We start from the raw sequence: 13758 nt of genomic DNA, 5'->3' as shown, positions 1-13758 counted from the left end.
CCTTTGGACCGGCGCCTGTGATCCGGCACGGCGTTGCAAACAGCCCGAGTTTGGCCTGTTCTTTTGTCGTCATCTGCGGTTTACAGTTTGACCATGACATCACCTTCCGCCCCCTCCGCCCCCTGCCAGACGCAACCGGTCATCGCCGTGGATGGCGGCGGCACCAAATGCCGGATGGTGCTGGATTGTGGCACCACCCGGCATGACGTCGAAGGCGGGTCGGTGAATGTGAACTCCGATTTCGAGGGCGCGATGGCCGAGATCAGGCGCTGTCTGGATCTGCTGTCGCACCGCTCCGGCCAGACGGCAGACCAGCTTGCCGCCCTGCCCAGCTATCTTGGACTGGCCGGGATTATCAGCCCGGCGCAGATCCCCGCGATCCGCGCGGCCCTGCCCTTTGCCCATGCAAAGATCGAAGATGACCAGCCTGCCGCGCTCAAAGGTGTGCTGGGGGAAGAGGACGGATATCTTGCCCATTGCGGCACCGGGTCTTTCGTGGCGTCCCAGATCAGCGGAAGGATGCGCTTTATTGGCGGATGGGGCGCGGTTCTGGGCGATCCGGCCTCGGCAATGTGGGTGGGACGAACGGCGCTCAACTATAGTCTGGATGTGGTGGACGGGCTGCGCGCGCCCTCGGACCTTGCCAGTCATTTCCTTGATCAGTTTGCCGACCCGCTTGGCATCCTGCGCTTTGCCGCCGGGGCCTCGCCTGCGGATTTCGGGCAACTGGCCCGGGCCGTGACCCGATTTGCCGAAACCGGTGACGCGCTGGCGCTGGCGGTGATGGAGGCCGGGGCGGACGCAATTGCCGACCGGCTGATCCGAATGGGCTGGCAGCAGGGCCAGCCGCTCTGCCTGACCGGTGGGATCGGGCCGGAATTTGCCGCCTATCTGCCCGACCAGATGCAACAGAGCCTGATCGCGCCCAAAGCCACGCCGCTTGAGGGGGCGCTGGCGCTGGCGCATCTTTTTGCCAGGGAGGGTCAGCCATGACCGCTGCCACGCTGCGCGTCTCGGGCGGGCCGATTTTCGACGGCACCCAGCTGCGGATGGGCCATGTGGCCCTGTTTGTGGACGGGGCGCTGCAGACACTCCTGCCCGAGGACGGGACCAGGCCGGATATCGACCTTGGCGGGGACATCCTGTCGCCCGGCTATGCGGATCTGCAGGTCAATGGCGGCGGCGGGGTGATGCTGGGGGACGCCCCCGGGATCGACACTTTGCGCATCATCTCCAAAGCGCACCGCGGGCTTGGCGTGGCGCAATTCCTGCCCACGCTGATCACGGATCGGCCCGAAACCACCCGCGCCACCATTGCCGCCGTGCAACAGGCCATCCATGCACAGGTGCCCGGCATTGCCGGATTGCATCTGGAAGGCCCGCACCTGTCACTGGCCCGCAAAGGGGCCCATGACGCCGGCCTGATCCGGGCCATGACCGAGGCCGATCTGGACACGCTCATGGCCGCCGCACAGGCCCTCCCCGTGCTGAAAGTCACAATCGCCCCGGAAAACGTTACCCCCGAACAGGTGCACGCATTGGCCAAGGCCGGGGTTCTGGTCTCGCTTGGTCATACGGATGCGGATTTCGACACCTGCCTGCGTTATGTCGAAGCGGGCGTGCGCTGCGTCACCCATCTGTTCAACGCGATGAGCCCGCTTGCCAGCCGCGCGCCGGGCTGCGTGGGCGCGGCCCTCGGGGAGGGGCGGCTTTGGGCCGGGGTGATCGCGGACGGGATCCATGTGCATCCGCAGACCTTGCGCACCGCATGGGCCGCCAAATCTGGCCCCGGTGAGATTTTCCTCGTCTCCGACGCAATGGCCGTGGCGGGAAGTGACCGGACGGGGTTTGATCTGAACGGGCGCCGGATCACGCGGGATCAGGGACGGCTGACGCTGGCGGATGGCACGCTCGCCGGGGCCGATCTGGACCTGACCCGCGCCATTCAGGTGATGGTTGAGGAGGTCGGCGTGCCGATGGCTGCGGCCCTGCGCGCCGCCACCTCTGCGCCTCGGGCGCTGGCAGGGCTGGCACCGCCAACAGCCGCCAAGGATTTCATCCGTCTCAGCCCGGACCTGCGCACGCTGCACTGGCTGACAGAAAAATAAACCCACCCCCGAGCCGATCCGTTCCGTTCAGACAGTCTGGTCTGAGCGGAACCGGCCGGGGGTGGATCTGTCTTGCAGGGCTTTCAGCGCGCCCGTCTGCGCTGAGGCAGAACGGGTCAGCCCAAATGCCCCCGGATCAGCCCAGACGCCCGTTATCTTCGCGTTTCACCGCGATGACAGATGAGCGCGGCAGGCCGGTTTCCGCAGGCCAGGATCCACCCGGATGCTGGATCCCGACAAAAGCGGTGCGCCGGTCCGATGACCAGCACAGCCCGGTCACCTCACTGCCTTTTGGCCCGGTCATAAAGCGCGCAATCTCTCCGGTCAGCGGATCCCCAACCAGCATCTGGTTGTTGCCCATCCCGGCATAATCGCCCTCGTTGCTGTCCTTGCCATCGGTCTGGATCCACAGAAGCCCGCTGTCATCAAACGCCATCCCGTCGGGCGAGTTGAACAGGTTGCCCTCGGTGATATTCGCGGATCCGCCATAGATATTGTCATAAAGCGTGGGATTGCCCGCCATTACATAAAGGTCCCAGTCGAACCGGTCAGAGGCATGATCTTCCTGATGCGGGCGCCAGCGCAGGATCTGGCCGTAATGGTTGGTTTCACGCGGGTTCGGCCCGTTGACCGACGTGTCATCCCCACCGGCATTGGGCTTTACCCCCCGGTTCTTGTTATTGGTCAGCGCGCAATAGACCTCGGTCGCAACCGGGTTTGCGGCCACCCATTCGGGACGGTCCATGGTGGTGGCCCCCACGGCCGAACCTGCGTCGCGCGCAAAGATCAGCACTTCGGCCAGGCTCTCCATGCCGGTGGTTTCCGGGGTCAGGGCCAGCCATTCCCCGGTGCCGTCATCGTGAAACTTCGCCACGAAAAGCGTCCCGTCATCCAGCAATCCTTCGGTGGAGCCGCCCGGCTGATACCGGCCATGGGAGACGAAACGATAGAGGAATTCGCCACGTTCATCATCCCCCATATAGACCACAACCTGCCCGGAGGGGGCCAGCACCACCTCGGCGTTTTCATGTTTGAAACGGCCAAGGCCCGTGTGTTTCACCGGCGTGCTGCTGGGGTCGGTCGGGTCAATCTCGACGATCCAGCCCGCCCGGTTGGGTTCATTCGGGGTCTTCGACGTGTCAAACCGCGCATCCCATTTGTGATAGTCATAGCCCCAGCCATCCGCGCCGATCCCGTAACGCTGAAAACCGCGCGGCAGCGGGTCGGCCTCACCAGTGGTGGACCCGAAATAGCCGTTGAAGTTCTCCTCGCAGGTCAGATAGGTCCCCCACGGGGTCTTGCCAGAGCCGCAATTGTTCAGCGTGCCCAGCGACCGGGTGCCAGTCGGGTCCGCCTCGGTTTGCAAAAGGGCGTGACCCGCGGCAGGCCCCACCAGTTTCATCGGTGAGTTATGGGTGATCCGGCGGTTGAACGGGCTGTCCACAACCACCTGCCAGCCCTCCGGCCCTTCGGCCAGTTCCATCACCGTCACGCCCTGAAGGTTCTGCAGCTTCTGCACATCCCCGGCCCCGGCCGGCACCCCGCCCTGCGCGGCCGGCAGGTTGATCTTGCGGTTGGCATATTCATGGTTGATCACAATCAGCTCGTGACCCTGATGGCTGAAACATTCCATCCCATCGGTATTTTCGCCAAAAATCCGGTCTGACTTGGCAACCGGGCCACCGTCCTGAACGTCATAGCCCGCACCGTCTGCAAACAGCGCATCCCCCCAGCTGGCCAGAACCTGACTGCGATAGCCCTCCGGCACATGCACCAGATGATCGGTGGCGATCGGAATGGGTTTGAACGGGAAACGCGCCGCGATCTGCGCCTGGGCCGAGGTGGCGTTCAGCACCCCTGCGCCCACACCTGCCCCCATGACGGCAGCCCCGGACCCGAAGGCCAGAATGCCGCCGAGAAACCCCCGGCGGCTCAGCGCACGTTCAACCACATGGTCAAACTCGTTTTCATCAGGGCGCGGGAAGTGTTTTTCATCCCAGTCATCCGCGGACAGGTCGTGCATTTGGTCCATATCTTCTCTCCAACCAGACATGTGGCCCACACCAGATCGGGCGGGCTTTTCGTTTTGGCGTAAGGAACCCCTGAAATGTAACAGTAAGACCATCGCAATATGAAGGTTTCGCAACGCTGCCGGTTTTCGCAGACAAACACGCGGATGGACCAGACGGGCAGGTGACAGAGCACCCGCCCTGCCCTATGTTGCCGGGGATTCGTTACGGCCTTCAACCGGGTCTCCATCTGGAATTTATCAGGGGGATTATGGGGGGATTACCGGGGAAAATCTTTGGGATTGCCCTTAATTTTCAGGGCAAAAGGGGTTGCATACAAATGTATGCTGAAATATATCACCCATAGCTAGCTTCCCCCGGCCCGCCAGATTCTGCTCTGCCCCGGCGTCGAAAGCTGAAACCAAACTCTAACGCGTAGGGATCGTCATGAGCTTGTATACCGACTATCTGACCGAGATCGAAACCCGTAAGGCCCAAGGCCTGAACCCCAAGCCGATTGACGGTGGTGACCTGGTTGCCGAGCTGATCGAACAGATCAAGGACACCGGCAACGAACACCGCGAAGACAGCCTCAAGTTCTTCATTTACAACACCCTGCCCGGCACCACCTCTGCCGCTGGTGTGAAAGCGGCCTTTCTGAAAGAGATCATTCTGGGCACGGCCAGCGTGGCCGAAATCACCCCGGATTTCGCCTTTGAACTGCTGTCGCACATGAAAGGCGGCCCGTCGGTCAAGGTGCTTCTGGATCTGGCTCTGGGCGATGACGCTGCCGTGGCAGCACCGGCCGCCGAAGTGCTGAAGACGCAGGTCTTCCTTTACGAAGCAGATACTGACCGTCTTGAAGACGCCTACAAGGCCGGCAATGCCGTCGCCAAAGAGCTGCTGGAAAGCTATGCCAAGGCTGAGTTCTTCACCAAGCTGCCCGAGGTGGAAGAAGAGATTAAAGTGGTCACCTATATCGCCGCCGAAGGGGATATTTCGACCGACCTGATGTCGCCGGGCGCCGAGGCGCATTCGCGCGCTGACCGCGAATTGCACGGCCAGTGTTTCATCACCCCGGAAGCGCAGGCCGAGATCCGCGCCCTGCAAAAGGCGCATCCCGATGCACGCGTGATGATGATTTCCGAAAAAGGCACCATGGGCGTGGGTTCCTCGCGTATGTCCGGGATCAACAACGTGGCGCTGTGGATGGGCAAACAGGCCAGCCCCTATGTGCCCTTCATCAACATCGCCCCGGTTGTGGCTGGCACCAACGGCATCTCGCCGATTTTCCTGACCACTGTTGGCGTGACCGGTGGCATCGGCATTGACCTGCAGAACTGGGTCAAGAAGACCGACGCTGATGGCAATGCGGTTCTGGACGAAAACGGCGACCCGGTGCTGGAACAGGCCTATTCGGTGGAAACCGGCAAGGTGCTGACCATCAACACCAAGACCAAGAAACTCTATGATGCGGATGGCAACGAGCTGGTCGATGTCTCGTCCTCCTTCACCGCGCAAAAGGTCGAATTTATGCGCGCCGGTGGCTCTTACGCCGTGGTCTTCGGCAAGAAACTGCAGACATTCGCGGCCGAAACCCTGGGGCAGGAGCTGAAATCGGCTTATGCACCCTCGCGAGAGTTTTCCGTTGAAGGTCAGGGCCTGACCGCCGTTGAGAAGATCTTCAACCGCAACGCCCGCGGCGTGGCGCCGGGCAAAGTGCTGCACGCTGGATCCGACGTGCGCGTCACGGTGAACGTGGTGGGATCGCAGGACACCACCGGCCCGATGACCGCGCAGGAACTGGAGGCGATGGCCGCCACCGTGATTTCCCCGTCGGTTGACGTAGGCTATCAATCGGGCTGTCACACCGCGTCTGTGTGGGACAAGAAGGCCCAGGCCAACATTCCGAAACTGATGCAGTTCATGAATGATTTCGGCCTGATCACTGCGCGTGATCCGAAAGGCGTCTATCATTCCATGACCGACGTGATCCACAAGGTGCTCAATGACATCACCGTGGATGACTGGGACGTGATCATCGGCGGCGACAGCCACACCCGTATGTCGAAAGGCGTGGCCTTCGGCGCAGATAGCGGCACCGTGGCGCTGGCGCTGGCAACCGGTGAAGCCGCCATGCCGATCCCGGAATCGGTTAAAGTGACCTTCAAAGGTCAGATGGCCGATCACATGGATTTCCGCGACGTGGTGCACGCCACTCAGGCGCAGATGCTGCAGCAACATGGCGACAACGTGTTCCAGGGCCGCATCATCGAGGTGCATATCGGCACATTGCTGGCTGACCAGGCCTTCACCTTCACCGACTGGACCGCCGAGATGAAGGCGAAAGCCTCGATCTGTATCTCGAATGACGAGACACTGATCGGTTCGCTGGAACTGGCCAAGTCGCGCATCCAGATCATGATCGACAAGGGCATGGACAATGCGGGCAAGACCCTGCAGGGCCTGATCGACAAAGCGGACAAGCGCATTGCCGAGATTAAGTCGGGCGAAAATCCTGCCCTGACCCCGGACGCAAACGCGAATTACTTTGCCGAAGTTGTGGTGGATCTGGACCAGATCGTTGAACCGATGATCGCCGACCCGGATGTGAACAACGACGATGTGTCCAAGCGCTACACCCACGACACGATCCGCCCGATCAGCTATTACAACGCAGAAAAGACCGTGGATCTGGGCTTTGTCGGCTCGTGCATGGTGCACAAGGGCGACATCAAGATCGTGGCACAGATGCTGAAGAACCTCGAAAAGATCCATGGCTCTGTCACCTTCAAGGCCCCGCTTGTGGTGGCGGCCCCGACCTACAACATCATTGATGAGCTGAAGGAAGAAGGCGACTGGGAGATCTTGCAGAAATATTCGGGCTTCGAGTTTGACGACCTGTTCCCGAAAACCCAGGCACGGACCGAGTATGAGAACATTCTCTATCTCGAACGTCCGGGCTGCAGCCTCTGCATGGGCAATCAGGAAAAGGCCGAAAAAGGCGATACGGTGCTGGCCACCTCAACCCGCCTGTTCCAGGGCCGCGTCGTGGCCGACCTGCCCGAGAAGAAGGGCGAAAGCCTGCTCGCCTCGACCCCGGTTGTGGTCCTGTCCGCCATTCTCGGCCGCACCCCGACCCTTGAGGAATACAAGGACGCCGTGGACGGTATCGACCTGACCAAATTCGCCCCGCCGCAAGAAGTGCCCGGCACCGCGAAATCGGTCCATTTCTAAGATCCCGCTTCTTTTCCCGACGGGACAACAGAACACGGCAGGGGGGCGCATGCGTCCCCCTGTTTCATTTCACCTGTTTCATTTCAAATACCCCATTTGGGTCAGAAGGCTTCGTCCTTGACCGACTGCATCGACACATGGGTTGAGGTGCTGGCCACAAAAGGCAGGCCGGAAATCACCTCTCCCAGAATGGTGCGATAGGATTGCATGTCGCGCGTGCGCAGCTTCAGCAGATAATCAAACGCCCCGGCAATCATGTGGCACTGTTCGATTTCAGGCGCCGCCTGCACCGCCGCATTGAACGCGCTCAGCGCCGCTTCGGTTGTATCCGTCAACTCCACTTCGACAAACACGACCTGATCCAGCCCAAGCTTCTCTGGATCCAGCATCGCCTTGAAGCCGTGGATATACCCCTCCGCCATCAGGCGCTTCATGCGCAGCTGGCACGGTGTCTTGGACAGGCCCACCCGGTTTGCAAGCTCGGTCACCGGCAGGCGCCCCTCCCCTGACAGAATCTTCAATATTTCCCGGTCATATCGGTCGAGATTCCCATTTTCAGCCATTCTTCAAATCCTTTGACCCATTCTAAACAGCAAAATAGGTCTTTACGGCCACAAACTCAATCACTTTAGGCATTCTGCCTTTCTGTTCTACGCTACACTTATCCAACCTTGAAACCCCGCCGACCTTTGACACGGCCCACTCTCACGAGGACCGCAATGACCAAGCTGACCCATATCCGCTCCACCCTGCGCGCAAATCACCTGCGCGACGAGCGTGCCGTGCTGGCCGATCTGACCGCCGCCCACCCGTTCAGCGCCGCCGAGCGCGCCATGGCCCGCAATGCCGCCACCCGGCTGGTCGAGGACATTCGCGGCCACAGCGATCCGGGGCTGATGGAAGTGTTCCTGGCCGAATATGGCCTGTCGACCAGCGAAGGCGTCGCCCTGATGTGCCTGGCCGAGGCGCTGCTGCGCGTGCCCGATGCAGACACGATCGACGCGCTGATCGAAGACAAGATCGCCCCCTCGTCCTGGGGCCAGCACCTTGGCCAATCCTCCTCCTCTCTGGTCAATGCCTCGACCTGGGCCTTGATGCTGACCGGCAAGGTTCTGAAAGAAGGCGAAGGGGTGATTGCCACGCTCAAGGGCGCCGTGAAACGTCTGGGTGAACCGGTGATCCGGGCGGCTGTTGGCCGCGCGATGAAAGAGATGGGCGCGCAGTTCGTGCTGGGGGAAACCATCAAGGAAGCCGTGAAGCGGGGCAAGAAGAAGGAAAAGGAAGGCTATACCTATTCCTATGACATGCTGGGCGAAGCAGCGCTGACCGCCGAAGACGCCAAGGACTTCCTTACCGCTTATTCCGATGCGATTGCCAATCTGGCCGCGGAATGCCGCTCAGGTGACATTCGTGAAAATCCGGGCATCTCGATCAAACTGTCCGCCCTGCACCCGCGTTACGAAGTGGGGCAGCGCGACCGGGTGATGAGCGAACTGGTGCCGGTGACACTGAAACTGGCCCAACAGGCCAAGGCCGCCGGGATGGGCTTCAATATCGACGCGGAAGAGGCCGACCGGCTGGAACTGTCGATGGATGTGATCGAAACCGTGCTGCGCGACCCGTCGCTGGCCGGTTGGGACGGGTTTGGCGTGGTGGTGCAGGCCTATGGCAAACGCGCAGCCCAGGTGATCGACTGGCTTTATACACTGGCCGAAGATCTGGATCGCAAGATCATGGTGCGCCTGGTGAAAGGGGCCTATTGGGACACCGAGGTAAAACGCGCACAGGTCGAAGGGCTGAAGGGCTTCCCGGTCTATACCCGCAAGGTTGCCACCGACATCTCTTATATCTGCAACGCGCGCAAGCTGCTGGGCATGACCAACCGGATCTACCCGCAATTTGCCACCCACAACGCCCACACCGTGGCCGCGATCCTGCAGATGGCCGGCGACAACAGGTCGTTTGAATTCCAGCGCCTGCACGGGATGGGCGAAAGCCTGCACGACATTGTGCTGAAACAAAACGGCACCCGCTGCCGCATCTATGCCCCGGTTGGCGCCCATCGCGACCTGTTGGCCTATCTGGTGCGCCGCCTGCTTGAAAACGGCGCCAACTCCTCTTTCGTGAACCAGATCGTCGACGAAGACGTGCCCGCCGAAACCGTCGCCGCCGACCCGTTTGAGGCCTATGGCGCCGGGGGGCAAAACGCCGCGGTCAAAACGCCTGCAAACCTGTTCGGTTCGGAACGGGTCAACTCGAAAGGCTGGGATCTGCATGATGAAGACGACCTGACCGATATTGTGGCCGCCCGCACCCCGTTCAAAACCAAAACCTGGGCCGTGGGCCCGCTGATCGCAGGCGATGTGGAAGGAGACAGCGCGCATAAGGTGATCAATCCCGCCAATCCTTCAGACGTGCTGGGCGAGGTCACTCAGGTCTCCGCCAAAGATGTGGAAACCGCGCTGAACGCCGCCGCCCCCTGGGATGCGGATGCCACCACCCGCGCCGAGGTGCTGAACCGCGCCGCCGACCTTTACGAAGAACATTTCGGCGAAATCTTTGCCATCCTCACCCGCGAAGCCGGGAAAACGCCGATGGATGCCATTGCCGAGCTGCGCGAGGCGGTCGATTTCCTGCGCTATTACGCAGCGCGGGGCCTGGAACAGAAACTGCCCGCCCGCGGTGTCATGGCCTGCATTTCCCCCTGGAACTTCCCGCTGGCGATCTTCTCGGGCCAGATTGCCGCAGCCCTGGCAGCAGGCAATGGCGTGCTGGCGAAACCGGCTGAACCCACCGCCATCATCGCCACCCGCGCCGTGCAACTGATGCATGAGGCCGGCGTGCCGGTCTCAGCCCTGCAACTCCTGCCCGGTCGCGGATCGGTTGTCGGCGCGCGCATCACCTCGGATCCGCGCATCAAAGGTGTCTGCTTCACCGGCTCCACCGCCACCGCCCAGACCATCAACCGCGCCATGGCCGAAGGCGTCGCCCCCGGCGCCCCGCTGATCGCCGAAACCGGCGGGCTGAACGCCATGATCGTTGACAGCACCGCCCTGCCCGAACAGGCAATCAAGGATATCGTGGCCTCAAGTTTCCAATCCGCCGGCCAGCGCTGCTCGGCCCTGCGCATGCTTTACGTGCAGGAAGATGTGGCCGCCCCGTTCCTTAAAATGCTGTATGGCGCAATGGACGAACTGGTGGTCGGCAACCCCTGGAACCTGTCCACCGATACCGGCCCGGTCATCAATGAAGGGGCCCGGCGCGAGATCCAGGACTATATCGAAGCCGCGCGACGTGACGGACGCCTGCTGAAAGAACTCGACACCCCGCAAGACGGCACCTTCATCGCCCCCACCGTTCTGTCGGTCTCCGGCATTGCCGATCTGGAAAAAGAAGTGTTCGGTCCGGTCATGCATGTGGCCACCTTCAAATCCGATGAGCTCGACGACGTGGTGGCCGCCATCAACGCCACCGGGTTCGGGCTGACCTTCGGGATGCACACCCGCATCGACGATCGGGTCGAACAGGTGACCTCGCAGCTGAATGTCGGCAATATGTATATCAACCGCAACCAGATCGGCGCCATCGTCGGATCACAACCCTTCGGGGGCGAGGGCCTTTCCGGCACCGGCCCAAAGGCGGGCGGCCCGAACTACGTGCCCCGCTTCACCCAACCCGACAGCCGCACCCTCGCCGCCGAGGCAGGATCAACCGTGGATCTGGCCCGCCTGCAGGCCGCAATTGACGCAGCCCCCCGCCCCGCCCGACGGGCCCTGACCTGCGACGCCCTGCCCGGCCCAACCGGCGAAAGCAACATGCTGTCCGTCTATGGTCGCGGGCTGTTCCTCTGCACCGGCCCCACATTGGCCGCCGCAAAAGAACAGGCCGAAATTGCCCGAGCCCATGGCTGCACCAGTGTGATCATTGCCCCCGGCGCTTCGGGTGAGCACGCAGTGGACGGAACACTGGATCCGGCCAACCTCACCGCGCTGACCGGCATCGACGGCGTGGTATCCTGGGCAGAAGACACCCCCCTGCGCGACATGCGCAAGGCGCTCGCCGCCCGCAGCGGTGCGCTGGTGGCACTGATCACGGACGAGGATTTCGGCCCGCGCTGCCTGATGGAGCGCCACATCTGTGTCGACACCACCGCAGCCGGCGGCAATGCCTCCCTGCTCGCGCAAGCGAGCTAAACCGCCCACCACATGAAAAACCGGGAGCCCGCCATATGCGGCTCCCGGCCCTCTTTTTCTTGCTGAAAATACCTCGGGGTGAGACCCGCAGGGTCGAGGGGCAGCGCCCCTCCCCTCACACCGCAATCCGGGGGCGCCCCGAAGCCTCGGCACTCACATCCGCATCCAAGAACACTTCGCGCCCATCAATTGTGGCGGTGCGGATATTGCGATCTGCCCGGGTGTGGATCCCCTCCGCCCCCGCCGCTTCCGCCTCAGCCTGCGCTTGCACCAACAACAGCTCTTCCACCCGGGCCATGGCCGCATCAGCCGAAGGGAAATCCTCGGGGCCCTGTTCCAGATGCGCCCGGAACTTGCCTTCGGAGGGGCTTGTCACACTCGCGCTATGGCGAATGGTGATCCGCCCCACCACCGCGCCAATGGCATTGGCCACATGGGCGTGGCGCGGCAGTTTCATCTCACAGCCCAGCCGCGCGCCAACGGCGGGGTAATAGGTCGGCGCCGACGCCCCCAGCCCCACCACCGGAAGGTTCAGACCGGTGTCGATGCGCACAAGCCCACGATGCGCGCCCAGCCCACGCTGAGTCAGCACATGGCGGGCCAGCTCCTCTGGCGACAGGTCAAACCCACCCTCTTCCTGCGCAAAGGCGCTTTCCAGCAGCGCGATCCCGGTCTGGTGTGTCAGCTGATCAATGATCATCCGCGCCACCTCTTCGGCGGATTGCGTCAGCACCTTACCCGCCCCGGTGCGCTGGCGGCCAAACAGCACCAGCGCCTTTTCCGCCGCCGCCCGGTCCCAGGCCGCATTCAGCCCCAGAACATGGCTCGCATCCGAAGGGGTAATGCCTGAAATCTGCACCAGCCCACGCTCGATCAGGCGGCGCAGCGCCATATATTCCAACCGGGAGGAGAGCACATCCCCCAGCGCATGAATCTCCTCCCCGATCCGGTCCAGCAGCCCTGTTTCCCGCGCGCTCAACCCGGTGCGCAGCGCCCCTTTCACAGGGCGCACGAAACGGGCAAAATGCTCCCCCAGATAGGTGCTTTTCAGCTGTGTATCCAATACCTTATGCACCAAATCAGGGGCTTCTGTGGCAATCAAGGATACCGGCAGGACACGGCGCGGGCCAAGGGTGATCTGGCCTTCAAGGCCGGTTTTCACCAGATGCGCCTCACTGTCTCCGCCGAGGCCGGTGGTGCGCATCGCAACCGCTTCGACCATGGTGCGATAGGGGCCAACGCGGGCGCCATCGGGGTCAATCGCCGGGCGCCCATCGCGCAGCAGCGCCACATCGGTGGTGGTGCCGCCAATATCGCTGACCAGCGCCTCGGCCACACCCGTCATCCAACGCGCCCCCACAATACTCGCCGCCGGACCGGAGAGGATGGTTTCAATCGGGCGCTCCAGCGCAAACTCCGCCGAAATCAGCGCGCCATCCCCGCGCACAACCATCAACGGCGCATCCACACCCAGTTCCGCCAGCCGGGCCTGCGCCCGCGTGATCAGCCGGTTGATCATGCCGATCAGCCGCGCATTCAACACGGCGGTCAGGGCGCGTTTCGGACCGCCCAGCTTGGCCGACAGGTGGTGCGAGCAGCTGACCGGTTTGCCCAGACGGTCTTGAATGATCTCCGCCACCCGCCGCTCATGCCCGGTATTGCGGGTGGCAAATTGCGCGCCGATCGCAAAGGCGGACACCTCATCACCATGCGCCTCCAGCCATTCCACCAGCGCCGCCTCATCCAACGGGGCCGCCTCATTGCCGGCATAGTCATGGCCGCCCGCGACCAGCGCAAAAGGATCGTCCCCAATCGCCTCGGAAAGCCCGTTGCGCGCCATGTCCTTTTCGTCAAAGCCGATCAGGACAAGCCCCACCCGCTCGCCCTGCCCTTCGATCAGGGCATTGGTGGCCAGCGTGGTCGAAAGCGACGCGAGTGTCACATCTTTGGGCGACACCCCCGCCTCCGCAAACACCGCCTGTGCCGCCAGACCGATTCCCTCAGCCAGATCATGGCGCGTGGTCAGGGATTTGGCGGCGGCAATCACCGTTTTTTCATCTTCGATCAGAACCGCATCCGTATAGGTGCCGCCCGTATCCACGCCCAATGCCAATGCCATGTATCTTCTCCTGTTTCGCCCTTCTCACATAGCGTCCCACCCTGCCCCCTGTCAGGCGATTTCCGACCGCAGGAGTCGTTTTTCACATGTCC

The 13758-nt window shown here is 62.4% G+C and carries 7 protein-coding genes; 4 read left to right on the top strand and 3 right to left on the bottom strand.

Annotated features, from left to right (window positions below):
* The first annotated feature begins 93 nt into the window (after positions 1-93).
* Both K3J57_RS15955 and nagA read left to right on the top strand, forming a co-directional pair.
* On the top strand, positions 94-993 hold the full coding sequence (locus tag K3J57_RS15955) for a glucosamine kinase nucleotide-binding domain-containing protein (RefSeq protein WP_259795113.1): 900 nt from the start codon (positions 94-96) through the stop codon (positions 991-993).
* Positions 990-2108 carry an N-acetylglucosamine-6-phosphate deacetylase gene (nagA, locus tag K3J57_RS15950; protein ID WP_259797898.1) on the top strand — a complete coding sequence of 373 codons (1119 nt, stop codon included), beginning with the start codon at positions 990-992 and terminating at the stop codon, positions 2106-2108. Before K3J57_RS15955 ends, nagA begins: the two co-directional genes overlap by 4 nt.
* Positions 2109-2244: 136 nt before the next feature.
* On the opposite strand, the gene K3J57_RS15945 is transcribed toward nagA, so the two are convergent.
* Entirely contained in the window at positions 2245-4140 is a 1896-nt protein-coding gene (locus K3J57_RS15945) for a PhoX family protein (RefSeq protein ID WP_259797897.1), read from the bottom strand.
* Positions 4141-4564: 424 nt separating this feature from the next.
* Here K3J57_RS15945 and K3J57_RS15940 point away from each other — a divergent pair, with 424 nt between their 5' ends.
* Positions 4565-7354 (top strand): bifunctional aconitate hydratase 2/2-methylisocitrate dehydratase, encoded by a 2790-nt coding sequence (locus tag K3J57_RS15940; RefSeq protein ID WP_259797896.1) that lies wholly within the window; start codon positions 4565-4567, stop codon positions 7352-7354.
* 101 nt (positions 7355-7455) lie between these two features.
* Here K3J57_RS15940 and K3J57_RS15935 read toward each other — a convergent pair whose 3' ends face one another.
* Entirely contained in the window at positions 7456-7917 is a 462-nt protein-coding gene (locus tag K3J57_RS15935; protein ID WP_055191012.1) for an Lrp/AsnC family transcriptional regulator, read from the bottom strand.
* Positions 7918-8073: 156 nt separating this feature from the next.
* Here K3J57_RS15935 and putA point away from each other — a divergent pair, with 156 nt between their 5' ends.
* On the top strand, positions 8074-11547 hold the full coding sequence (gene putA, locus K3J57_RS15930) for a bifunctional proline dehydrogenase/L-glutamate gamma-semialdehyde dehydrogenase PutA (protein WP_259797895.1): 3474 nt from the start codon (positions 8074-8076) through the stop codon (positions 11545-11547).
* Between the two features lie 115 nt (positions 11548-11662).
* Here the strand turns inward: putA and K3J57_RS15925 are convergent, their stop codons facing one another.
* Complete coding sequence (locus tag K3J57_RS15925; RefSeq protein ID WP_259797894.1) at positions 11663-13666, bottom strand: hydantoinase/oxoprolinase N-terminal domain-containing protein; 2004 nt, start codon at positions 13664-13666, stop codon at positions 11663-11665.
* Positions 13667-13758 lie beyond the last annotated feature (92 nt).

The organism is Aliiroseovarius crassostreae, from assembly GCF_025137635.1.
GTDB lineage: Bacteria > Pseudomonadota > Alphaproteobacteria > Rhodobacterales > Rhodobacteraceae > Aliiroseovarius > Aliiroseovarius crassostreae.
Note: the sequence above shows the minus strand (reverse complement) of the source record. Positions and strands in the feature narration are given on the sequence as shown.

Coding starts and splice junctions, on each gene's coding strand:
- putA (WP_259797895.1), top strand. CDS start 8,074: ATGACCAAGCTGACCCATATCCGCTCCACCCTGCGCGCAAATCACCTG.
- K3J57_RS15925 (WP_259797894.1), bottom strand. CDS start 13,666: ATGGCATTGGCATTGGGCGTGGATACGGGCGGCACCTATACGGATGCG.
- nagA (WP_259797898.1), top strand. CDS start 990: ATGACCGCTGCCACGCTGCGCGTCTCGGGCGGGCCGATTTTCGACGGC.
- K3J57_RS15935 (WP_055191012.1), bottom strand. CDS start 7,917: ATGGCTGAAAATGGGAATCTCGACCGATATGACCGGGAAATATTGAAG.
- K3J57_RS15945 (WP_259797897.1), bottom strand. CDS start 4,140: ATGGACCAAATGCACGACCTGTCCGCGGATGACTGGGATGAAAAACAC.
- K3J57_RS15955 (WP_259795113.1), top strand. CDS start 94: ATGACATCACCTTCCGCCCCCTCCGCCCCCTGCCAGACGCAACCGGTC.
- K3J57_RS15940 (WP_259797896.1), top strand. CDS start 4,565: ATGAGCTTGTATACCGACTATCTGACCGAGATCGAAACCCGTAAGGCC.